Source organism: Streptomyces sp. NBC_01267 (genome assembly GCF_036241575.1).
Classification (GTDB): Bacteria; Actinomycetota; Actinomycetes; order Streptomycetales; family Streptomycetaceae; genus Streptomyces.
Genome location: NZ_CP108455.1, coordinates 180,634 through 202,782, shown reverse-complemented (window position 1 = coordinate 202,782; position 22,149 = coordinate 180,634). Strand labels below are relative to the sequence as shown.

The 22,149-nt window shown below is 67.9% G+C and carries 22 protein-coding genes and 2 pseudogenes; 11 read left to right on the top strand and 13 right to left on the bottom strand.

Annotated elements, in window-relative coordinates; all coding sequences use genetic code 11:
- Positions 1 to 853 precede the first annotated feature (853 nt).
- A complete protein-coding gene (locus OG709_RS01120; protein WP_329164366.1) occupies positions 854 to 2,476 on the top strand; it encodes an alpha/beta fold hydrolase in 1,623 nt (540 codons plus the stop codon).
- A gap of 473 nt (positions 2,477 to 2,949) precedes the next feature.
- On the opposite strand, the gene OG709_RS01115 is transcribed toward OG709_RS01120, so the two are convergent.
- The 5 genes from OG709_RS01115 to OG709_RS01095 form a co-directional block, all read right to left on the bottom strand.
- Positions 2,950 to 3,228, bottom strand: coding sequence for a hypothetical protein (locus OG709_RS01115; RefSeq protein ID WP_266644717.1), 279 nt, complete (start codon positions 3,226 to 3,228; stop codon positions 2,950 to 2,952).
- A 487-nt stretch (positions 3,229 to 3,715) separates the two neighbouring features.
- Positions 3,716 to 4,423: a hypothetical protein gene (locus OG709_RS01110; RefSeq protein WP_329164362.1), complete on the bottom strand. Its 708-nt coding sequence runs from the start codon at positions 4,421 to 4,423 to the stop codon at positions 3,716 to 3,718.
- 17 nt (positions 4,424 to 4,440) lie between these two features.
- Positions 4,441 to 4,806 carry a hypothetical protein gene (locus OG709_RS01105; protein ID WP_329164359.1) on the bottom strand — a complete coding sequence of 122 codons (366 nt, stop codon included), beginning with the start codon at positions 4,804 to 4,806 and terminating at the stop codon, positions 4,441 to 4,443.
- Positions 4,803 to 5,528 (bottom strand): HAD family hydrolase, encoded by a 726-nt coding sequence (locus OG709_RS01100; protein WP_250305055.1) that lies wholly within the window; start codon positions 5,526 to 5,528, stop codon positions 4,803 to 4,805. The genes OG709_RS01105 and OG709_RS01100 overlap by 4 nt, the downstream gene beginning before the upstream one ends.
- A gap of 240 nt (positions 5,529 to 5,768) precedes the next feature.
- Complete coding sequence (locus OG709_RS01095) at positions 5,769 to 6,602, bottom strand: alpha/beta fold hydrolase (protein WP_250305056.1); 834 nt, start codon at positions 6,600 to 6,602, stop codon at positions 5,769 to 5,771.
- 112 nt (positions 6,603 to 6,714) lie between these two features.
- Between OG709_RS01095 and OG709_RS01090 the strand changes: the two genes are divergently transcribed.
- Together OG709_RS01090 and OG709_RS01085 are read left to right on the top strand one after the other, a co-directional pair.
- Positions 6,715 to 7,200, top strand: a complete 486-nt coding sequence (locus OG709_RS01090) for a MarR family winged helix-turn-helix transcriptional regulator (RefSeq protein ID WP_250305057.1) — start codon at positions 6,715 to 6,717, stop codon at positions 7,198 to 7,200.
- A gap of 172 nt (positions 7,201 to 7,372) precedes the next feature.
- Positions 7,373 to 7,663: pseudogene (locus tag OG709_RS01085) on the top strand (dienelactone hydrolase family protein); the annotation flags it as partial.
- A gap of 298 nt (positions 7,664 to 7,961) precedes the next feature.
- Here OG709_RS01085 and OG709_RS01080 read toward each other — a convergent pair.
- Positions 7,962 to 8,349, bottom strand: a pseudogene (locus OG709_RS01080) (transposase); the annotation flags it as partial.
- Here OG709_RS01080 and OG709_RS01075 point away from each other — a divergent pair.
- Positions 8,270 to 8,554 (top strand): hypothetical protein, encoded by a 285-nt coding sequence (locus OG709_RS01075; protein ID WP_250305116.1) that lies wholly within the window; start codon positions 8,270 to 8,272, stop codon positions 8,552 to 8,554. The pseudogene OG709_RS01080 and the gene OG709_RS01075 sit on opposite strands and share 80 nt — an antisense overlap.
- Positions 8,555 to 9,098: 544 nt before the next feature.
- Here the strand turns inward: OG709_RS01075 and OG709_RS01070 are convergent.
- Entirely contained in the window at positions 9,099 to 9,698 is a 600-nt protein-coding gene (locus OG709_RS01070; protein ID WP_326695489.1) for a hypothetical protein, read from the bottom strand.
- A gap of 440 nt (positions 9,699 to 10,138) precedes the next feature.
- On the opposite strand from OG709_RS01070, the gene OG709_RS01065 reads away from it, so the two are divergent.
- Together OG709_RS01065 and OG709_RS01060 are read left to right on the top strand one after the other, a co-directional pair.
- Entirely contained in the window at positions 10,139 to 11,365 is a 1,227-nt protein-coding gene (locus OG709_RS01065; protein ID WP_443068526.1) for an IS701 family transposase, read from the top strand.
- 235 nt (positions 11,366 to 11,600) lie between these two features.
- Positions 11,601 to 12,532 (top strand): IS5 family transposase gene (locus tag OG709_RS01060; protein ID WP_405683604.1). Its coding sequence is split into 2 segments (ribosomal slippage): positions 11,601 to 11,948 and positions 11,951 to 12,532, totalling 930 coding nucleotides; the frame shifts between segments, so codons are not numbered across the junction.
- Positions 12,533 to 12,618: 86 nt separating this feature from the next.
- Here the strand turns inward: OG709_RS01060 and OG709_RS01055 are convergent.
- From OG709_RS01055 to OG709_RS01040, 4 genes are all read right to left on the bottom strand, one after another.
- Positions 12,619 to 13,230 (bottom strand): hypothetical protein, encoded by a 612-nt coding sequence (locus OG709_RS01055; RefSeq protein WP_329164355.1) that lies wholly within the window; start codon positions 13,228 to 13,230, stop codon positions 12,619 to 12,621.
- A 121-nt stretch (positions 13,231 to 13,351) separates the two neighbouring features.
- Positions 13,352 to 13,564: a hydrophobin family protein gene (locus tag OG709_RS01050; protein WP_329164354.1), complete on the bottom strand. Its 213-nt coding sequence runs from the start codon at positions 13,562 to 13,564 to the stop codon at positions 13,352 to 13,354.
- A gap of 298 nt (positions 13,565 to 13,862) precedes the next feature.
- Positions 13,863 to 15,515, bottom strand: a complete 1,653-nt coding sequence (locus OG709_RS01045) for a hypothetical protein (RefSeq protein ID WP_266644730.1) — start codon at positions 15,513 to 15,515, stop codon at positions 13,863 to 13,865.
- A 308-nt stretch (positions 15,516 to 15,823) separates the two neighbouring features.
- Positions 15,824 to 16,018, bottom strand: coding sequence for a hypothetical protein (locus tag OG709_RS01040; RefSeq protein WP_266644732.1), 195 nt, complete (start codon positions 16,016 to 16,018; stop codon positions 15,824 to 15,826).
- 153 nt (positions 16,019 to 16,171) lie between these two features.
- Between OG709_RS01040 and OG709_RS01035 the strand changes: the two genes are divergently transcribed.
- From OG709_RS01035 to OG709_RS01015, 5 genes are all read left to right on the top strand, one after another.
- Entirely contained in the window at positions 16,172 to 16,804 is a 633-nt protein-coding gene (locus OG709_RS01035) for an RNA polymerase sigma factor (RefSeq protein ID WP_329169028.1), read from the top strand.
- Entirely contained in the window at positions 16,801 to 17,871 is a 1,071-nt protein-coding gene (locus OG709_RS01030; protein WP_329164352.1) for a CU044_5270 family protein, read from the top strand. The genes OG709_RS01035 and OG709_RS01030 overlap by 4 nt, the downstream gene beginning before the upstream one ends.
- A 200-nt stretch (positions 17,872 to 18,071) precedes the next feature.
- Positions 18,072 to 18,482: a DUF2975 domain-containing protein gene (locus OG709_RS01025; protein ID WP_329164350.1), complete on the top strand. Its 411-nt coding sequence runs from the start codon at positions 18,072 to 18,074 to the stop codon at positions 18,480 to 18,482.
- Positions 18,482 to 18,730 (top strand): helix-turn-helix domain-containing protein, encoded by a 249-nt coding sequence (locus tag OG709_RS01020; RefSeq protein WP_250305065.1) that lies wholly within the window; start codon positions 18,482 to 18,484, stop codon positions 18,728 to 18,730. Before OG709_RS01025 ends, OG709_RS01020 begins: the two co-directional genes overlap by 1 nt.
- Positions 18,731 to 18,880: 150 nt before the next feature.
- Positions 18,881 to 19,018: a hypothetical protein gene (locus OG709_RS01015; RefSeq protein ID WP_250305066.1), complete on the top strand. Its 138-nt coding sequence runs from the start codon at positions 18,881 to 18,883 to the stop codon at positions 19,016 to 19,018.
- Positions 19,019 to 19,029: 11 nt separating this feature from the next.
- On the opposite strand, the gene OG709_RS01010 is transcribed toward OG709_RS01015, so the two are convergent.
- A complete protein-coding gene (locus OG709_RS01010; RefSeq protein ID WP_266644737.1) occupies positions 19,030 to 19,809 on the bottom strand; it encodes a PIG-L deacetylase family protein in 780 nt (259 codons plus the stop codon).
- Positions 19,802 to 22,117: a methyltransferase, FxLD system gene (gene fxlM / locus OG709_RS01005; RefSeq protein ID WP_329164347.1), complete on the bottom strand. Its 2,316-nt coding sequence runs from the start codon at positions 22,115 to 22,117 to the stop codon at positions 19,802 to 19,804. Before fxlM ends, OG709_RS01010 begins: the two co-directional genes overlap by 8 nt.
- Positions 22,118 to 22,149: the final 32 nt, after the last annotated feature.

The window sequence follows — 22,149 nt, the reverse complement described above, 5'->3', positions numbered from 1 at the left end:
CACCACCACCAGCGCCCGGCTGTCCATTCGCCCGCCCAGCCCGGGTCCGGGAGGGTGCGACGCTCGAATTCGATGTCTATTTGCTCCACCAGTCGTCCCAGGTCGGCTCGGGCTCCTGCGGGGAGGCGTCTCAGGGCGTCTTCCAGATCGTCTCGGCCATCTTCGATCTCGATGCCAGGACTCTCGCCCGGCCCGGTCAGATATCGTCCTGGCTGTCTGAAGGCCCACTCGAATCGGCTGAGAGCGTTGGCGATGGCGTTCGGCCACATGAACTCGGCTTCAACCCGGCGGATCGCTGCCCGGGTCCGGGCGGATACGCCTGGGATCCGGTGTACTAGCACGTGTTTTTGGGGCCGCCACCGCTCAGCGCGGACAGCGCTTGGGCGCCTACGCGGCATTGCCCTTTCGGATCAGCATCATGCGGGGATTCTGCCACGGCCACCGCCCTCGGGGTCCCGCAGGGGAAGGCCCCGCCTCTCCGCGGGTATCTCTGGATTGAAGGCGACTCATCGACATGCAAAGTCTGGAGGAGGACAGACAACGGCGTGCTGGAGCGCTTCGCCTCCGGGCTGGCCTTTGGTGAAAGACCACGCCAGGCGCACGGGATGCCTGGGATGGGGCGCGGACGCAACAGCGCACTGATGGACCTCGCAGCACAGATGCCTCCCGCCGTCCTCAGCGAGGTCCTCGGGGTCTCCATCGGAGCGGCCGCTGGCTGGGCCGTCGTTGCAGGAGGCCCCCGCGCGCAGTACGCCGCCGATCTCAGCCGTCGCTCGAAGAGCGGAGACCAGGGTCGGATGCCGGCGGTGACACTCTCGAAAGACGGAGGCCACGGCGTGAGTGAATAGGGGACATGCTCTTCGACTTCACGCACGACCACGACGGTGAACGGCTCAGCGGTGTGTACGGCGGTGATCCTTCCGGGGTCACCGCCGTGGTGCTGCATGGCGCAGGCACCAGCAGCACGGAGCGACAGCTGCCGCTGGTACGGGAGTTCGTGGCCCAAGGCTGTCGAGGAATCGCCTTCGACTTCTCCGGGCACGGCGAAAGCACCGGCAAACTGAGCGAGTTAAGCCTGCTGCGACGGTTCGAGCAGGCCGTCGCGGTGATCGACGCGTACGCGGGGGCGGACGGGCCGCTGGTCCTGGTGGGGTTCAGCATGAGCGGGCAGACAGTGGCGGACCTCGTTCGGTACTACGGGGATCGGGTGGCGGCGCTGGGGCTGTGCGCGCCCGCCGTGTATACGGCCGAGGCGTGGGAGGTGCCCTTTGGAAACGGGAACGGCAGGTTCAGCAGTATTATCCGGCGGCCGGACAGCTGGCGGGAGGCACCCGCGCTTCAGGTGCTGCAGGCGTACGAGGGACGGGCTGTGCTCGCCGTGCCGGGCACCGACGCGGTGATCCCGCCCGCGGTGACCGAGTCCGTACAGGACGCGCTGACCGCGCGCGCCCAGTACACGCGGTTCGACCTTCCGGACGCACAGCACCAGCTGGGAATGTGGTTCCGTGACCACGGCGACGACCGGCGGGACTTCGTGGAGGCCGTGCTGACCGGCCTCGACGACCGTGGCTGGACGGCCACCCGCGAGTGGGTGGCCAAGCAGCTCGTCGACGGCCGCTCGGTCACCGACTTGCGCCTCCTGTCCGGTGGCTGGAGCTCCCAGATGCGCCGACTCACGCTCGACGACGCCACGGACCTTGTGCAACGGACCTTTGTGAAGCCTTTCTTCCGCCACGCAGGGCCCGGTCTGCTGGCCCGCGAGGCGTCCGTCCTGGCGCTGCTCGCCGGGCAGGAAGGCATCCCGGCGCCCGAGTTCGTAGCCGTGGATGCCACGGCCGAACACTGCGACCACCCGACCCTGTTGATGTCCGCGCTGCCGGGTCGCGTCCGTGTGGACGAGGACGACCTCGACCGGCGTCTGGACCTGCTCGCAGCCCAGCTCGTCCGCGTCCACGGCGTCGTACCGGCCGAAAGACCGCGCACGTACCAGGCGTGGACGTCCCCGGAGCGCGTCCGGTCCCCGGACGGCCACCTGTGGGAGCGTGCCGTGGACGTGATCCGCCGCGATCCGCCGCCGTACGAAGGCTGCTTTCTGCACCGCGACTTCCATCCCGGGAACGTGCTCTTCACGGGAGCCGGGCCCAAACTGCGGATCACCGGTGTCGTCGACTGGGTCGAGACCTCGTGGGGACCTGCCGACCTGGACGTGGCGCACTGCTCGACCGCGCTCGCGCTGCTGCACGGGCCGGCATACGGGCTGGACTTCCGCGCGCGGTACGAGGCACACGGCGGCCGGGACCTCGCCGACGACCCCGACCACCTGTACTGGCGGCTGCTCGACGCCCTGCACTACTGCCCCGACACGGCGAAACTGGCCGGGCCGTGGCGTGAACTGGGACGGGACGATCTGACGTCCGAGGTGCTGGGAGAACGGCTGGAGGCGTACGTGGACGGACTACTGCAGCGATACGGCTGACCGGCCCTGGACCACTTGTCTGACACCGACCCGAGGAGACGCGCGCATGGGCTGCCGTACCGGTCACTCCCGGTTGTAGGGCAGCTCGACCTCGTCGTTGAACTTCTGCAGGAACTGCTCGCCGCCAACACTCCGCGCGGGTGAGTTGAAGGAGTCACAGCTGCTCGTTGATGTCACAGGTACAGGCAACTGCGTGATCAGGCGCTGGACTTGGCCGCGATCCTGGTGAGCAGTATCTCGCGTACGGCAGACAGGTGGCATGAGCGAGCAGAGTTCATTCCATCCGGGTGAGATCGTGCCGGACAGTGGGATCTACGTGTGTGACTGCGGGTCCGAGCATCACTGGAGCACGGACGTACGCGGCCACCGGTTCCCACCGCATCCCTCCGACTGCACGGGAATTCCTGGTCACTGAGAACTCAGGCACACCCGCACAACGCATAGTCACACCTGCGGATAGGGCCTGTGCGGGGTCAGGGGCGGATCTGGATGCGCCGGGCCGGGGGCGGAGCGTTGGCGGACACGAGGAGGTCGCTGACGAGGCCCTCTTCTGTGTCGGCGAACTCCCAGGAGGCAAGAACTCTTTTACCGGTAGGCCATTCGGAACGGACAACGGGGCGGCACAGCACCCTCTCGAGCCAGTCGGCGCAGTGGAGCGCGAGTTCGCCGGTCGTGCCGGAGGCGAAGAAGAATCCTCGTCCGGGAGTTTTATCGAGGTTGAAGAGGTCGTCGGAGACTTTTCCTGCCTGCACGTGGGCGCCGTAGAAGTGCACGGCCCACTGGCCGAGTATCAGCGGGCGCTCTTCGTCGAGCAGAGAGATCCAGACGAGGAGTGAGGAGTCGTCCTCCGGCCGTGAGACATTTGCTGGGTGCCCATGACACCCGCCATGCGGCGGCCCGGGCACGCAGGACTGCGAGGAAGCTGAGCTCTGAATCGGTGAACTCGAAGGGATCGTCGTCGTAGTCCTTGAGGTTCTCGTGATCGAACCAGGTGTTGTATTCCACGGCGCGAGTCCAGAGAAGCGGGTAGTGGTCTCCCTGGCGGCAGTCTGGATCGGGCCTCGCTGCTGTTACCAGCGCGCACCGGCTACCGTCTTCGTGCGGCGGCCTGCGACAGCAGAGTCAGGGTGGCGATGAAGCGGGCGATGTCGAAAGGCCGTGGGTTCACGTTTTCCGAAGGGGACTCGAAGCCGGTTTCCCTTCCCACGTCTTCACGCGGCGGAATGCGAGCAGTTGACGTCATGTGACGCGGATCTGCAGGATGTAGTCGGCGAGGCCGCCAAGAATGAGGCTGCCCGACCGATAGGTCAGGGCCTCGGGGAGTGCGCACGGAAGTCGTAGTGCGTCCACCGGCTGAGGGATACGGCAGGGCTTCGTGGATTCAACGTCGGAGGCTTCGTGGGCGATGACATCTGCTTTCCCGGAATGGAGATGCAGGACCGCGCCGTTGTTCCCCGACGCGTCGTAGACCTGGGCGAAGATCCCGTTCGCACCGTCGCCGGTCAGCCACCGTACCTTGAGGGCGGCGGGCGCCCCCGGCATCCCGTCGATGGCCGCCGGTAGTTGGAGCTTGCTCAGGCTGCCGTTGGCGCGGACGGCCAGCAGGTCGCTGAGACGTCCGGGGAAGCGGTCGGGCACCTCGGGTGAGATGTAGGCGGTGCCGGTCGCGTCCACTGCGCTGTCCCGGCCGATGTGGAGGAGTTGGCCGTCGGCGCTTTTCCCGGTGGTGCGATAGAGCTGTTTGAGGGTGCCGTTCTTGAGCCCCCACAGCACGTCCCGGTCCCCGATCAGGATGGTGCCGTCGGGGCCGACCCCGAACGGGCTCGGCCCGGCGAAGTGGAATCCGACGGCGGGAACCGACGCCGGCACGGGGGCACCCGGTGTGCGGGCCGCGCCGGCAGCACCGGCCAGTACCGACACGGTGCCGTCCGGAGCGATCCTCTTCACCTGCCCGGCGCCGCCGACTACCAGGGAGCCATCCGGTAGGGCGACCAATCCGGAGGTAGAGGTGCCGGCCTTCGTGGCCCCTCGACCGTCGACACCGTCCGATCAGGCTTGAGCCGGACCGCTTTGTCGCCGAGACCATAGACGCTTCCGTCCGGGCCGGTCGTCATGCCACCCGGGGCGGTGACTCCGCCGAAACCGTAGAACGCCACGTCCCGCAAGGCGGCATCGCGGCCGCCCTCCGCGAAGTCGAGCAGCGCGGCAGCCTGGCCCGGGGCGGGCGCGGTCCACTGGTCGCCGGTCCCGCCGCCCCCGCTGTCACAGGCACCGGCCGTGCCGACGAGGACGGCCACGACCAGGCCGGTCAGCAACCTACGCTGCTTCATCGGGGAGCGCCTTCCGGGGCATTCGTGTTGTCAGTTGGAGTTGAAGCGGCCAGCACCCAAGTCGAATCCCTTGCCCCTATCGGTTCTGTGGAGATTCTCGATCTCGGGGTAACTTCCACCCGGAAGGTGGAGGGCGTCTTCGCTTCGTCGGTGCCCCACCGGATGGTTTCCCATGGGCCACGGCGGATCAGCGCGGTGGGCATGCCCGCGGCGACAGCGGGCTTGAGGTCGTTGTCGATCCGGTCGCCGACGCAAAGGATCTCGCCGGGCGTGTGCGGTACGGCTTCAGCGACGCGCACGAAGAACTCGGGGTCCGGCTTGGAACCGCCCCAGTCGTCCAACGTCCCGAAGAGGTCGACGTCGCGGGTGAACAGCTTACGGAGGATCCCACCAACCCGGACGGTCTGGTTCCCTGCGATGCCCAGCCACAGCCCGGCCTCACGAAGTGCTGCGAGGGCGGGCCGGACGTCGGGGTACAGGTCGCTCTCGTCGAAGCGCTCGGGCTGGCCCGCCACGGCCCGCGCCTCGCGCTGCTCAGAGAGGTCGAATTCGGGCTCGAATTCCTGGAACACGTCCCGATAGTCGCGGCCTTGGGCAATGACAGCACCGGACATCGCGGCGAACGTGTGCCGGGGGACACCGAGCCGATCGGCCCAGGAGCCGTACTCCCTGGCCTCGTCGACGAGGCATTCACCAACATCGAAAACAACTGCACGAATCATGCCGCGAATCGTATGACGACGGCGACACGCCTTGTCGGGCGGATGTACCGGTCCATCTTGGCTAGGGCGGCCCCCAGCGGCTCCACCGGGGTGGTTCCAACTGGCTCCGGTGCGGGGATGATTCGTGAAGATCAGGCGTGGTGAAGTGGCCCCGGAAGGCGGCTTGGTCTGGGACCACCCGGCCATGGATGTCCGCCTCGCCCGGCCTTCCGGCAGGGGTTCCTGACGGCCCGCTCTGCGTCAGTGTTCGGCATTCAGGATCTCCCGGATGCGTGTTGCGTAGGCCCGGGGGTGGGTGGTGTTTCCGTTGTGACCGCCGGGAAGTTCCTGCAGTTCGCGGCCGAGGAGCGCGGCCAGGGCTGTCGCGGCCTGGTAGTCGAAGACGTTCCGCGCAGTGATGCGTCCGGCGGCGGGCACGATGCGAGTGCTGACGTCCTTCAGCGCCGCGATGTCGAGGGTGTCGTGAATGACCGCGGTGAAGTCGTGCCGGAAGAAGTAGTCGAAGTTCGCGGCGCGAATGGCGTTGATCGGCTGAGGCGTCAGATCGGGTTCCACGTCCTTGGCGGTGAGGTCAATGCCCAGGGTCCTGGCGATCTCCGGGAGTGCTGCGGCCAGGCCCTCGCGGAGGTAGAAGTCCTGAAGCGCGGCGAGTTCGCGCTCGTGACAGGCGCGTTCGCCGTCCGGAAGCAGGCGTGGGGCGACGGGCTCGTGGGCGATGAGGGTGCGGATCTGCCCGGGATACCGGACGGCTGCGTGCATGCCGATGACAGCTCCGAGACTGCAGCCGAGCATGAGGGCGGAGGTGTCGGTGAGAGAGGCCAGCAGGCGGTGGACGTCGTCGGCGTGCTCGGCCAACGTCGCGCCTTGCCCGGGGGTATCGAGCCGGCTGCGGGACAGGCCGCGGCGGTCGTAGGTGACCACGGCGTAGGAATCGATGAGTTGGGTGACCAGGTCGGTGGTGCGGTCGGCGTCACCCTCTCCGCTCTGCGAGATGAGCAGCAGCGGGCCGGTCCCGCGGACCTGGTAGTGCAGAACTGCGCCAGGGACGGCGAGCGCGCCGGTGGTGTTGGGCATGACGGTTCCCCCTTTGTGGGCGGCGGGCCCTCCGCCGCGTCTGCCGACCAACATAATCCATCGAAATAGATACATCAATATAGATGAATCTATTTCGATGTATGTTGGGTGTGTGGACGGAGTCGAGCTGTTCCTGCTGGGACGCACCCTGATGAAGATCGGCGAGGAGGCCCTGCCCGAGCCTCCGGGCGGCGCCCGGCGTTATGCGGGCAGCGCCCGGCTGGTGCTGATCGTGGCCAGCGACATCGCCGCTCATCCCGACACCGCCGTCGGTGAGATCGCCGCCCGCACCGGTCTGCCGCAGAGCCAGGTGTCCTCCGCCATTGCCCGGCTCAAGGAAGCCGGTTCGGTGCAGACGGCTCCGGATCCCATCGACCGGCGCCGGGTGCTGGTGCGTCAGGCCGCTGAGGTGTCCGAGCGGGTGGCGCAGGTCCGCGCCGCCGGCATCGAGGAAGCTCTCACCAGCGCGCTGGGATCTGATGAGCCGCAGCGGCTGAGAGAGGTCTCGGAGGCGCTGGATGTGCTCGCCCGGAACCTCTTGCCGTCGTCAGCGGGTCCGGAGTCCCGCCGCGCAGACACCGCCGCACCGTCGGAGTAGGGCCGCTACTTCGTTGCGTTGGTCTTGTTCGCCTTGGTGCGGCCAGGTGGTAGGACTCGGTGCCAGTCTCGATAAGAGCGGCGTTGAAGGTGAGCCGGTCTACGCGCGCCGCGCAGAGCCTCGGATCGGTTAGGCGGCGAAAGCGTCGGCCTGGCCGTCCTCGGTGGGAATGGCCGCCGTCGCCGCATTCCACGGCCCCGTGGGCGCCGACGGACCCGACAGCCTCGCCAAGATCACCGCTCAGGTCCACTTCGGCCACGCCGAAAGCGACCTGACACCCGAGGCCCTCAGCGAGCTCAACCAGGCACTGGACGCCGCAGGCGTCGGCTACACCTCCGAGATCTACCCCGGCACCATCCACGGCTTCACCATGTCCGACACCGACGCCTTCAACCCCGCCGCACTACAGCGCCATTGGGACCGCCTGCTGCCCCTTCTCGACCGCACCCTGGCCAACAGCTGAGGCTCCGGCTCGGAAAAAAACCCGAAGCGAATGGCTCCGGAGTCCTAGCGATGTTTCGAAGCCGGGGTGAGGGCGGCGCAGCCCGCCCTCACCCCGGCTGGGAGCCATTGATTGATGGCGGCGATGCCGATGTGCTCGCTTCGCCGGTTGGGCTGACGGGTTCGTGACGGCGGTGGGAGAATCGGTAGGGCTCCGTGCATGCAGGGTCTCCCGGTGACGGTGGTGACCGCCAACGCCAAGACGATCAGTCCCGTTGCGCTTCGCGGGAGGCCGGCTGTCCGCTTCTGCGGGAACTTCGGCGGGTGATGCGCCTGGCCTTGAGGTTGATCGCGGCCCAGGTGATGAGCGATTCCGAGTGCTGGATGAGCCGTTCGTAGTCGCGGGCGTGTCTGCGGGCGTGCATGATCCAGGCGGGTGAGCGTTCGACGACGACCCAGCGCCGGGGCAGGACGACAGACGCGGGGGTGTTCTTCGGACGGCTGATGGTCTTGATCGTCAGATTCAGGTATGTCTTCGCCCAGGTCGCGAGCTGTCCGGCATAGGCGGAGTCGGCCCAGACGATGGTGGATCTCGGGGTGCATCAGCCGCAGCCGGAACAGCACTTCCATGGCCGCGTTGCGGTCGATCATGTCGGCCGGGGTGACCATGACGAACAGCGGCCCACGAACACTCGCCGACATCGCCCTTGCCGCCCTTGTTCGCGTCGGCCTCGTAGATGAGACCCCTGACGAACTGCGGGACGTTGCGGGTCGCCTGTGTCTGCTTCTCGCTCTGGCCGTCGGCCGCGTCGAGGAAGCCGCTATTGCTGGTGTCGAGAAGGTTGAACAGTTCGAGAACCCTCATCTTGTACGCGCTCATGGTCGCCATCCCTCGGTGTGGTGGGGAATCTAGGCCCGTGATCGTTTGCGCCACTGTACTTCTGCCGTGTTCACCCAATGAGGTGAACGGGCGCGGGCGCCGCGCGCCCCGGACAGCAGCGCACCTCCCGGTACACGACCCGTCCGGGAAGCCGGGTCTGCTGACGGCGGGCCGCCGACCGTCATGGCCGTTGTCGTCGTCCGCGCGGTACCGGGTTCCCGCTGCTTCGTGAGCGCCGGGTGGACGGGATTGCCGGGGCGGTCGCTCGTCGGGTGAGGGGGGCGAGTGAGTGCCGGTTGTCGGCTGTCGCGCGGGTGATGATCGCGTGGTGGTCCGCACGGACGGGCCTGGTGCGGTGTGTGAAGGGCCGCGCTGTGGGGCATCGGGTGAAGGGGCGGACCGGCCGGGACCGCCACCCGCCATGGTTGGCCAGACAGGTCAAGATCACTTGGCAAACGATCAAGATCACCTGTCGGAGGACAGCCGATCTGGCGGCCGGTCTCGGGATCGGCCAGTGTCCTGTCTCGCTCAAGCAAGTCGCTTTCTCGACGAACCAAGTCGTTTGGGCTTCTGTCTCTCAACGAACCTGGTCGCGCGACTGAGTTTCGGGGAGGACCTGGACACGTTTGGCTACGTCGTCAAGCGCGTCCCTGGCCAAGCCGAGAAACGCCCTGCGCTCCGCTATGAATCCCATGCCGGCCTCGTGCACGTTGTCGCCTCCGCTACCAGGGCTGCCTGCCACTACTGCTTCTGCGTAATCACGAACGTGCTGGACGAGAGAAGACAACTGATCAACAAGGTTCTGAGCCCCCTCGGCAACAGCCTCAGGGCCTTCCAGGATCACCACGAGCCCCGCCCCTTCAGCCTCCTTGAACTTCATCCTGATCGCGGCGACCCGCGTCTCATCGAGCGGGACTGGACCATGTCCGGCGCGCAGCTCTCGGAAGAAGCCTTGGTTGTCCCGGTCAGCGGCGCCCAGCGCTTCAAGAAATGAGAGGTAGGCAGCCTGTCGGCGTTCACGGCGCCATCGCTGATGCTCAACCCGCAGGTCATTCAGCTGCACGCGCGCCTGTGATCTTTCTCTGCGCTGTTCCGTGCGAGCTGCGACGAAGGCGGTGAGGGCGGCCCCCATGACGGTTCCCAGCACGCCCACGACCGATACGAGTATGGCGGTCATACCCTCGTTTCTTCCCTGAAGAGAGGCACCCGTAAGCCGAAATGGGTCGTACAGCACAAGACGCATGGGCTTGATCCGGCCCGCGGCTACCGCCGTCGACGAACCGAGTCCACGCGTCTCACTCAATCCAGTCCACGCAGGTCAGCACTTTGCGGACGACTATCTTCGTCGAGACAGGACAGCCAGGCACAGATCAGCCGCCGGCGGGCGGGGACCACCCCGTGGTTGCTCAGCGATGTGGACCGCCTGTCGGCCCACTACGGCATCCCCGTGCCAGGCCTCCTAGTACTCCAGCCGGACTTCTTCATTAGCGCTGGTCAGCGGTTCGAGTGTGGGGAGTGTAGCGGGCTGGAACAGGGGTGGGGCGGTCTTGGCCGGGCCGTCCCACGAACGTGTGGCCGCGCTGCTTGTAGTGGCAGTGTTTCGGGCATTCCGACCGCATGGACGATGTACCAACAAACCTGTGGGAAGAGGAACTTGGCGAGCTCCTCTTGCGGATCGGGGGCCGTTTTACCCGCGTGGAGTCCAGGCGTCGGATGCGGGACTACGTCCGTGGGCTTCTTGGCCCGGTGGGCCGCAAGAATGGCTGGCAGCTCGCCGAATACGCCGGGCACGCCACCCCCGACGGGCTGCAGCACCTGCTCTCCCGGAGCCGCTGGGAGGCCGACGAGGTCCGCAACGACCTGCACGCCTACGTCGCCGAACACCTCGGCGCGGACAACGGGGTGCTGATCATCGACGACACCGGCTTCGTGAAGAAGGGCACCACCTCAGCCGGCGTCCAGCGCCAGTACTCCGGTACCGCAGGCCGCACCGAGAACTGCCAGATCGGCGTCTTCGCCGCCTACGCCACCACCCGCGGCCACACCCTGGTCGACCGTGAGCTCTACCTGCCCAAGTCCTGGACCGAGGACCGCGAACGCTGTCGGGCCGCCCGTGTCCCCGACGACCGCGCCTTCGCCACCAAGGGAGAGCTGGCGAGGGCCACCATCCTGCGGGCCCTCGCCTCGCCCCTGCCCGTTGGTTGGGTCACCGCGGACTCCGCCTACGGCCAGGACTCCCACTTCCGTCGCTTCCTCGAAGACCATCAGCTTTCCTACGTCGTGGCCGTGCCCAAGTCCCAGCAGGTCCACGGTCCGCGCATCGACCACCTCATCGGCCAGGCGCCGCCCGAAGCCTGGCAGCGGCTGTCCGCAGGAAGCGGCGCGAAGGGCGAGCGCTTCTACGACTGGGCCGCAGCTCGCCTCCCCGCAGTGTGGGAATTCGACGGCGACGAACCGACCCGGCAGCGCTGGATGCTGGCCCGCCGCAGTATCGCCAAGCCCGACGAACTCGCCTACTACCTCGCCAGTGCACCCCTGGACGCCACCGTCGCCGACCTGGTGCACGTCGCCGGCTGCCGCTGGAAGGTCGAGGAATGCTTCCAGAGCGCGAAGAACGAATGCGGCCTGGACCAGTACGAAGTCCGCCGCTGGGTGGGTTGGTACCGGCACATCACCCTCGCCATGCTCGCGCATGCCTTCCTCGCGGTCCTGGCCGCCCAGGAACGAGAAAAGGGGGCATCGAACGGGACACACCCGACCTCGTGGACCTCACACCCGCCGAGATTCGACGTCTGCTGGCAACTGGACCCCGCCACCGTGCTCCGGACCGCAACCACGCGATGACGTGGTCCCACTGGCGTCGCCGCCACCAAGCACGCGCCCGCCGTTGCCACTACACACGGCGCGGCCACACGTTCGTGGGCCGGCCCGGCCAAGACCGCCCCACCCCTGTTCCAGCCCGCTACACTCCCCACACTCGAACCGCTGACCAGCGCTAATGAAGAAGTCCGGCTGGAGTACTAGGCACTGTTTCTCGGATCTCCTGACGTGGGTGGGGTGTTGGGGCGAGGGTGGCTGTATGGGCCGTGGGGATCTGACGAATGCGGAGTGGGATCGGCTGGGGTCGTTCTTACCTCCTGGTGGTGCGCGTGGTGGTCGGTGGAGCGACCACCGTCGGGTGATCAACGGGGTTCTCTACCGGGTGCGGACCGGTGTGCAGTGGCGGGATCTGCCGGAGCGGTTCGGGCCGTGGGAGACGGTCTATAAACGACATCGCCGCTGGTCAGCGGATGGGACATGGGCGATGCTGCTGTCCCGCATCCAGTCGGCCGAGGACGCGGTGGGCGGGATCGACTGGGATGTGTCGGTGGACTCGACAGTTGTGCGGGCCCACCAGCACGCCGCTGGCGCGAGGAAGGCGCCGGCGGTCGCGGTCCCTCAAAGGGGGATCGCTGGGGGGACGAACCAGGTCGATCCGGTGTTGAGGAAACTGGCAGTCCGGCTGGAGGAAGTGGTCAGATCGGCGAGTGTCTGGGACGTTCCCGCGGCGGATTCACCACCAAAATCCACCTTGCCGCCGATGGGCGATGCCGGCCACTCGCCCTCGTCCTGACACCCGGACACTACGGTGACGGCCCCCAGTTCGAGCGAGTACTGGAGCAGGTCTCCGTGCCCCGAACCGGAGTCGGCCGGCCCCGGACCCGGCCCGACCATGTCCTCGCGGACAAGGCCTACACCTCTCGGAAAACCCGGCGTTACCTGCGACGACGCGGAATCCGGCACACCATCCCCGAACGCCTCGACCAGCAGAGACACCGCAAGAATCGCGGTTCCCGAGGCGGCCGTCCCACCGGTTTCGACAGCGAGCGATACAAGAAACGCAACACCGTCGAACGCGCAATCAACCGTCTGAAAGGCTTCCGCGCCGTCGCCACCCGCTACGAGAAACGCGCCTACATCTACCTCGGCACCGTCACACTCGCAGCCCTCGTCATCTGGCTCCGAACATGATCCGAGAAACAGTGCCTAGCTCCGTACTTCGCGGGTGGCAGTGGATGGTGGGTTCCAGCGGGAATGCGCAGTTGTATGGCCTGCGGTTATCGGCAACCATCCTGTTTGCGCTCGCTGCGCCGCAGGGCCCGATGCTGCTTGCCCGGCAGGGCGGCGGCCAACTCGCCCACCAGGGAGACGTCGTGGCACGTGCCATCCCGGCCGCCCTGGCACCACCACACCGGTGGGCCTGCCGAGTCCGCTTCGCTCTGGCACCAGCCGTCGGTGGTTCCTGCAGGCCGAGGGTGCATTCCGATCTTGTGTGCCGAGCAGATCGGCCAGACCTGCCAGAGCAGCTCCATGATGGTCTCCTGCGCCGCATCCGCGACCACGGACAGGACCGTCGTCGCATCGTCCGGCTCTGGCGGGTCGCCCTCCTCCAGGTCGCACGAATTGACCGAGTTGCCGTGCCAACGGCCGTCCGGCATCGCCACGTAGATCTGATCTCTATCGATGGGTCTCCGGGGCAGCGGCTCGCAAGACGGGGCAAGCATCAGTATCAGCGCGTCCTGGCCTGGCAGGGTTGCCATCAGGTCGCGGTTGACCACGGCGAGCGCAGCCTCCAACTTCGGCCACTGGCCGGGCTCGACTTGCCTGGGTTCCGGGAGATCCTGCCGCTCGTGACCAGGACCGATGCTGAAATGCGAGAAGTAGTTCACCGAGGCATCGTCCCAGCCATTCCATTGCTCACCGGTGGCTGAGGGCGACCCAGGGGGGCGGGTGGTCACCCGGTTGATTCTCGCCCGGACCGGGTTGCCGTCCGCCGCGGCGGAGGAATCCTCACAGGACCGAAATGGGGGAGCAGCCGATGCTGACGAGTCCGTTCGTGGTGTTGTTCTGGCAGGTGACGGCGTTGCTGTCGCCGGACTCGTTGAGGGTGTGGCCGGTCATGAATTCGCCGCTGGTGCCGGTGTCCGCGTGGGCGGTCCCGCCGAGGGCGATGGACAGGGCGGCGATGGCGGTGGCGCAGGCCGCGAGGCGACTGGTCGTCACGGGTGTTCTCCTTCGTGTCGTGAGGACGGTTCAGCAGGACAACGAGGCGGCAGGGCGCCGGTGCCGGTCGGCTCTCCCTCGCGTGTGTCCGCGCGTCCGTGGTGTGTTGGCTGCCTGGGGCACCCGACACCCAGCGCAGCACTATCGGCTAACTGAGTAGCTGTTGAACGGCCGTGTCTACGGCCCCGACCACGGCGCCCCCAGGCCCGGCCCGCTCCCGCACCGGGTCTGATCCGAACCCAGCGTCCCCCGGTCCGGTCAACAGGCAGGGGGACGCGATCGGTTCAGGTGGTGCGGGTCAGAAGCTGCACACGACCATGCCAGCGGTGGCTCCGCCGGCCCATCCGATGAGGCCGCCCGGGAGCGCTCCGACTCCACCGGCGAAGGCGCCTGCGAAGGCTCCGGTGATCGCGGTACCGACGGCCCACTGGGCCACGCACTTGTCCCAGTCACCGTCCTTCTTGAGCTTGTCCTCGTACGCCTTCTTCTCCGCGTCCGAGCAGGTGTGGCCCTGGTACCTGGCACAGGCGTCACCGACGTTGTCCATGGGCGACATCCGCAAGGGCTGCACCTTCAGGCTCTTCGTCTTGGCGGCGGAAGCTTTCAGTGGCGTGCTTCCGGGGAAGGTACCCGGGCCGAACGTGACCGAGGACGGGTTCTCGGTTCCCTCGACCGTCGTGCCGGTGGCGGCTTCGAGGGTCTGGGTGAGGGTGTTCCCGTCGACCGCCAGCTTGAAGGCGTGCTTGACTCCCTGAGTGTCGGTCACGCTGCCCGGCTGCATCCGCATGATGGGCTTGCCCTGGGCGTCGGCGATTTCCGCGCCGTTCGCGGTGGGAGCGAGGTGGGTTCCGGCCGGAAGGCCGAGCTTCGCGCTGGTGGAGGTGGCGGCGAAGGTCTGCACGGCCGGCTTCTGTGCCGGGCTGGTGCCGCTGGTGGGCATGTCCGGGCTGGTGTGCGCGACGTACATCGTGGAGCCCGCCGGGGAGTCGACCACCGGCACGGTTACCGTGGCGTCAGTGGTCCACGGCTGGTGGTCGGTGTCGAACGTCCACGTACCGGTGACCTTCTTGCCGACAGCCGCGAAGTCGACCCATCCGTAGTTCTTGGTGGGGACGGTGACGACGACACCATTGATGGTGGTCGAGTCCGACTGGTAGGTGGTCGTCGCCGTCAGCTGGGCGGAGATCATCGCCTGCACGGGAACCGAGACGCCGACCGACGTGGACAGGCCCGACGACAACGACTGCGACCAACCGGAGTGGTAGACGGTGGTGAAGACCTGGGTGACCTTGTCGGAGGTGTCGTTGTACCAGACCGAGGACGCTTTCTCGCGGGGCAGCGCTTCGGGCTGGCCTTCGGAGGTTTCGGTCCATGAACAGGTCGACGTCTGCTTGGCGCACAGGTCGGCGTAGTAGTCGAGCGCCAGACTCCTGGCCTCAGCCGCCTTCGACGCCGGGATGGTCCATTCCTGGCTCGGGCTGCCGTTGCAGGGGTTGGGGTTGGCGAGGATCCCCCACAGATGCAAGCCACCAGCGTTGTCCAGGCAGTACTCGGCACCGGAGTTGGCGTCGCGGCGCACGAGGCCGAAGCTGTTGGGCTTCCCGTCGATCGGACGGAAGTGCCACTGCTCGCCGTCCTGGCCGCACGACTTCTGTGTGGCGAACGAGGAGGCGTAAATACACTTCCCCGAGGACGTGTTGGCGATCTCGAACTGGCCCGGGTCGCCCAGCGTGATCAGGCGGAAGCCGGTGTAGTTGGTGCCGTCGGGGGTGACGGAGATCTGGTTTCCGTCGTCGTTGCCGGTCGCGTTCAGCGTGCCGTCGGTGTTGGTGAACGTGTAGGGGTCCGTCGCGGCGGCTGCGGGGGTCGCGGCGAGGGCGGGCACGAGCAGGCCCAGGACGACAGCCGGCGCGGTGAGCAGTTTCGCGGCTCTTCTTATGTGTCTTCTCATGATCGCTTTCTGTGTCGTTCTTGTGGATCTCCTATCGCGCTCGGTGAGCGTAGAGGGGCGGAACCCGGAATGGAGGATTCCCTCAGAAACCCGCCCCCCGGGGATCTAAAACACGCCGTGTACCGGTCACGAACCGGCCAGTTGAACCGTCCATCCCCACCGCGTTCCGGCCCTCGCATGCGGTCAGATGGCCCTGGCGCGACAGCACTACGAGGGGAGTACACGGTGGGCAAGACCTTGATCATCTGCACGTCTGTGTCACACGGCAAAGTACTGATACCAGGCCGCGCTCTCCCGTTCCTGGCTGCTCACCGGCTGAGGTGGATGCGCGGCCCCCACACGAACTCGAGGTCGTCCAGCAGGATGGTCTCCTGCTCCTTCTCCCACTGGCCGCGCAGACCGAAAGGGTTGGTCTCCATCCGCTCCACGATGACCAGGGTCTCGGGCTGCCCGATCAGCGCGTACCGGCCGTGCGAGGCGGTCTTCCGGGCGGACGACACCATCAGCCCCCGCCGCCCGCCAGTTGAGGCAATCGGTTGTGGCGCGAGTCACAGGAACGGGCGCAAGGTCGCGGAGAGATACCGGGTGTGAAGGAATCACCAGAATCAGAGGCCCCGGAGAGTCCCACCAAGGCCCCGGAGAGCGCGGGGAACGAGGTGCGCCGACGACTGCGCGCAGGGGACCGCGAGGCCTTCGCCGAGTTGTACGAGAGCTGCGCCCAGGCTGTCTATCGCCATGCGTTGCGGTTGACAGGTGACTGGTCGACCGCCGAGGACATCATGGCGGACGCCTTCCTGGCCGCCTGGCAGGGCAGAGAGCAGCTGGAGGAGGGCCAGGGCTCCGTCCTGCCCTGGCTCCTCGGCATCGCCACGCACAAGTGTGAGAACACCCGGCGGGGGCTGCGGCGGCGGCTGGTCTTCCTGGCCCGTCAGCCACCGCCCGCCAACGTCGCGGACTTCTCGGCGGAGGCAGCGTCCCGGCTGGACGACCGGAGTCGTCTGCGCGCCGTCTCGGCGGCCCTCGGTCAACTGCGCCGCCAGGAAAAGGAAGTGCTCTCCCTGTGCGTGTGGTCCGGACTGGACTACGAGCAGACCGCCGACGCGCTCGGCATCCCGGTGGGCACGGTGCGCTCCCGCCTCTCCCGCGCCCGCAAGAGACTCGCCCGGATCGCGGAACAGACGGAACGCGCGGAACGCCCGCGAAGAAACCTGGAACCCGCGAGAGTCCGCGGAGAGGTAAGGAATACAGCCGCAATCGCGGCCCAGCCCGTGCGGGAGGAAACCCCATGAACCGCGAAGACGCCGCCTCTCCTGAGAACAGGAACGACGACGAAGCCCGGCACCTGGCCTGGCTACTTCCCCCTCCGGTGACCGAGGACCTGTCGCCCGAGCGATTCCGTCACCAGAAGGAACTCTTGATGAACCACATCGACGCCGACTCCCGTCGTGACCGTCCGGCTCAGCCCACCACCCGCCCCACCAGCCGACTCCTGCGCCCCGCCCTTCTCGTCCCCGTGTCGGCGATGGCACTGGCCGGAATCCTCGCGGGCGGTCTCGCCCTCGGTACGGACAACGAGGACCGGACGACGACGGCGACGGCTACCCAGGGCACTGGCGGCCTTCTCCACCATCTCTCGACCGTCGCCCTCACGAGTGAGGCGCCCGTCGTACGGGACGACCAGTTCCTCTACACCCGTTCCAAGGTTCGGGAGGCTGAAATTCGCAGCGACAAGACTGTACTCAGCCCGCTGACCGAGACGGAGAGCTGGGCGCCGCAGGACCCGCGCCCCCTCAAAAAGATCGGGCTGACCCGGGTCAATGGCAAGGATGAGGTCAGTAACGCCCAGCTCGGGGACGACAATGGCACCCCCGCCGGACTGTCCCGCCCGACCTACGACTGGCTCGCCTCGCTGCCCACCGACCCGGACGAACTCCTGGCCTACCTCCGCACTCACGTCCGGAAGGACGCCGAGCAGGAAATCGACCAGACAGTCTTCGAGCAGATCGGTGTTCTTCTCAGCGGGGTGCTGCCGCCGAAGACGGCCGCGACCCTCTACCGTGCGGCGGCGAACATCCCGGGCGTCAAGGAGGCGCCGGACGCCAAGGACGCCATAGGCCGCACGGGCCTCGGCATCGCCCGTGAGGACACCAAGCACGGCGATCGCACCGAATGGGTTTTCGACAAGGACGACTACTCCTTCCTCGGCTCCCGCCAGTACCGAACGAAGGACGCCCCGTACGCGAAGGCCGGGACCCTTCTCTACAGCACCGCCGAGATGGAGCACGCCATCGTCGACAAGGCTGGACAGGTCCCGGGCAAGGCGCCCGAGTCCACCGGGAAGCAGCAGGCCGGCTGATCACTCCGTGCGTCTCCGGACCATTCGAGGGGCCGGACCCAGGTGCGGGCCCCTCGAATGGTCCAGCTTCGACACGATGTCGTCCGCCTGCTCGTGCGCGATCCCGACGGCGGCCAGCGCCTGGAAGACCGTGAACCGCGCCGCCGTTCAGCGCCGACGGGTCTACCGGCAGGTTCCGGCCCCATGCGGGGGTCGAGGTCATGACCCGCCCGTCCTACTGCACGGATCACGCCGGCGGTGCCCAGCGGCTGTTCGACTTCCTCGGCGGCTTTCCCTCGTTGCTGCTTGTCCTTGGCATCCTGTTCCTGCTCAACCGCGTGATAGGGGGTGCCTCCCGTGAGGGCGTCTTCACCACCCGGACCGCCAAGCACCTACGGGTCGCGGGCTGGTGGCTGCTGCTCGGCTGTCTGGCCGCCGGGGTGGTAGAAGCCGGCGCGCACGCGGCGCTGCTGGCGACTCTGGCCCAGGACTACCCCTTCACAGTGGAGAGTTGGCTGGGGGCTTGGCAGCCGCCCTATGCACTCGTCTTGACGGCCCTTGGCATCCTTACGTACGCCCGCGTCATGCGCGCTGGGGTGGCCATGCGGGAGGATCTGGAAGGGACGGTGTGATGACGTCGGACGACAACGACAGCCATGGGATCGAGGTCCATCTCGACCGCATGCTCAGCGAGCGCGGCATGACCCTCGCGGAGCTCGCCTCCAGGGTCGGCGTGACCAACGTCAACCTGTCCATCCTGAAGAACAGCCGGGCCCGCGCGATCCGCTTCACCACGCTGACCCGCATCTGCGAGGTCCTCGACTGCCAGCCAGGCGACCTGCTTACGTACCGAGGCGCCGAAGACGAACGGCGGCGGTAACCAGGCCCCCACCGGCCGTGGGCGCGTCAGAACCCGTGAATACTCAGTGCTCCGGTGATCGCTAACTGCTGTCCACAGTCGGTTCTGGCACACGTTCCGTGAGGACGATCAATGGTGTCCGGCCTCGGTGACGCAACGTCATCTGGGACCGTGACGCGGTGTGACGAGCTGGTGGGCGACCTGTTTCCGCACCTCAGCGAGTTGCTGGTGGGGCGAGTGTTCTCCGAGCACGGCGTGGTGCGGCTGGCGGCGAGAACCCGGGAGATCGAGGTGGCGTGTCCTGGTTGACCTGCGGTGGGTCAGGCGGTCAGTTGTGTCGAGCAGCCCGGGGCGGGCGCGAGGTTGATGCGGGTGTAGTACTCGGTGGCAAGAATCTGGTTACGGGCGTCGCCCGGAAGCCGCGACAGAATCCCGGGGAGCGGCCGTTCGCGCTCCACTTGGCTGCAGTGCGCGAGGATCGCGGTCCACTTCTGATCGAGCCACGTCGTCACGTCCACGGCGGCGGTCGCGTGCTCGTCCGGCACGCTCAGCAACGTTTTGCCGACCCCTGCAAGGAGTGGCCCCAGTTCACCGATCCCGGAGTGGGGGTGTGTGGCCGCGTAGAGGGCGCTGGTCTGCCACGGCTCACCGGTCTCGGGATGGAGGTCGGCGAGAGCGGCGGCCTCTACCGCGAGCAGTGCCACCTGATGGGTGCGCCGGTGGTCCGGGTGCCCGGTGAGCTGGCCGAGCACGTCATGGGTCACCACGACATCGGGACGGAACTGCCTGATGTGAAGCACTACTTGGGCGACGGCCTCGTCCAGGGCCACGTCGCACCACCGGGGCCGTCCAGGCGCCGATGCTTCGTTGCGGGCGTCGCTGAACCCGAGCATCCTCGGCGCCCCCGCTCCCAGGACAGCCAGAGCATCGGCGAGCTCGGCGGCCCGCGGGTTGTCAGGCGCCCAGGTCGCAGTGACGACCGCCGTACGGGCACCGGCGGCGGCGTGCTGAGCGAGTACACCGCCGGCCAGGAGGCTCTCGTCGTCGGGGTGCGCGAAAACGCCGAGCACTGCGGGAATCGGTCCGGTGGGGTCAGGCATGCTGTCCGCCCGCCGCGAGCAGGGCCTGTGCTCCGTCGGGGACGCGGCCGGGCCACCGGAAGACAAGGCGTGCTGAGGGCTTGTCGAGCACGGTACCGGCCGGCAGCTGCTCGTCGGGGGTACCGGCCGGGTGGACGGTCATCTGCGGGTAACCGCTCTCGCGTACCTTCTGGTCCCAGGTGTGCACACAGTCGGCGAAGCGCTCCGCCAACTCGTCGGCGGCCGGGCCGTAGGCGTGGATGAAGAACTCGGTAAGGCGGTCGGCCGGATCCGGCGCCTCCTTGACCTTGCGGTAGGTCAGGTAGGCGAGGGAGCCATCCGTCAGCATCGCCGCCGCGTCCTGCTGCGCCACCAGCGTGCATCCGTCCGGGACGGTCAGGCGGCAGAACCCCGGCAGCGTGGTCGCGGCGTAGATCTGCAAGGTCTCAAAATTGAAGGTGCCTCGGACCACGAGGCCGGTGGTGAGCTCGTGCCGGGGCCCGTGCAGCGCCTCCTCCAGCCCGGAGGCATCGCCAGGTTCACCGTCTTCCCACCGCACGGTGACCTTACCGTCGGCCAGCCGGACGGCGGGGGCGGTGCGCGCGGCGGCGCCGCGGTCCCGCACGAAACCGCAGTACGTCCAGTGGTCGCAGCGCAGCACGTCGCCCCGTCGGACCAGGGTGAGGGAGCGGGTGTAGCCGCCCATCTCCAGCGGCACGACCAGCCGGGCCCCTTCGGCGAGTTGGTCTCGCCATGCGGGTGCGATGTCGGACACGTTGTGCGTGACCACAATCCCTTCGAACCCGCCGGCGGGGACGTGGCCCGGCGCGCCGAGTCCGCCGTCGCCGAGGACGGCGGTGACCCGGCCGCTGCCGGCTTCCGCGCACAGCCGTTGCGTTCGGTGCACCACGTACGGGTCGATGTCCACGGTCACCACGCGTCCGAGCGGTCCCAGGACGTGCGCCAGGAGCTCGCCGTTGTATCCGCCGGAGCCGACCTCCAGCACAGTCGTCCCCGGCTCCAGCCGGAGTTGCTCGATCATGTCGGCCTGCAGCCAGGCCGCGGACACGGAGCTGAGCGCGGTCCGGGGTGACTCCCGGACCGTCACCACGGCGTGGTCGCCGTGGTAAGCCGTCTCCAGCGGGGTCTCGGGGACGAACCGGTGCCGGGGCACCTCGCGCAACGCGACTTGGACCCGCGGTGAGGGTGCCCAGCCCCTGCTGATCACGGTGTCCGCCATCCGCTCGCGCAGCCGGACCGCCTCGGCCGGCTCCCCGGGCACCGGCGGGACGGCGGCGGAGCACGGGTAGGAGTGGACCGGCGGGAGGCCCGGCAGCACCCCGGGCCACACCGCGGTCAGGGCCTGGGCGCTGGGCGCGAAAATCTTCCCGAGGGTCGCCAGGGTGTTCAGGTCGTGGAACTCCCAGCGTACGAAGCGGTGTGGCTCGGGCAGACCGGGTTCACCGTCCCAGCGGGAGACGCGGACCACGGCGGTGATGCGGCGTACGTCCAGGCGGTCGTCGTGCAGCACGGTGATGACGTGAGCGTCTTCCACGCGCGCCGTCAGCCCGGTCTCCTCGTTCAGCTCCCGCACGGCGGCCAAGGGTGCGGCCTCGTCTGTCTCGATGCGGCCGCCGGGCAGCTCCCACATGTCCCGGGTGGAGCGGCCCAGCAGGACCCGGCCGAACGCGTCGGTGACCACCACTGCGGCACCGAAGACGGCCTGCGGCTCCGGTCGCAGCTTCTCCTCCACGCTGAACGATCCGGCCGGTCCACGCAGGACCAGCACCGCCAGGTCCTCCGCATTGCACTGCTCGACGTGCTCGAACCCATCGGTGAGCGCGGCGAGTTCGTTCTCGTCCAGGGCGATGCGGCGCCGCTCATCCGGGGTGTTCTCCACGATCGGTGTGATGATGACGAGCGCACCGCCCTCGCGCAGCCGCGCGGCCAGACTGCGAAGGACACGGGTGCGATCGCGGATGAACGCGATGGACAGCCGCAGGACGATCAGGTCGTAGCCGTCCTCGGCGAGGCCGGTCAGGTCGTCGCGCTCCACGTCCAGGCTCAGCCAGCGCACCCCGTCCATCTCGGCGTGCTCCGCGCGGGCCCGCTCGAGCGCGCCCTCGGCGAAGTCCGCTCCGTCGACGGTGTAGCCGAGCGAGGCGAGGTAGACGGACAACTCGCCCGTGCCACAGCCGATGTCGAGCGCGCGGCCGCCCTCGGGGGCCGGGGCGTGCTCGACGAGCAGGCCCTTCTCCTCGTCCCCGAGCCGCCGGAAGCTTCGCCCGTCGTTGTAGTGCTCGGACCAGTCGGTCCGGGTGATTCCCACAGATCGCTCCTCGTTCGTGAAAGGCGGGGTGG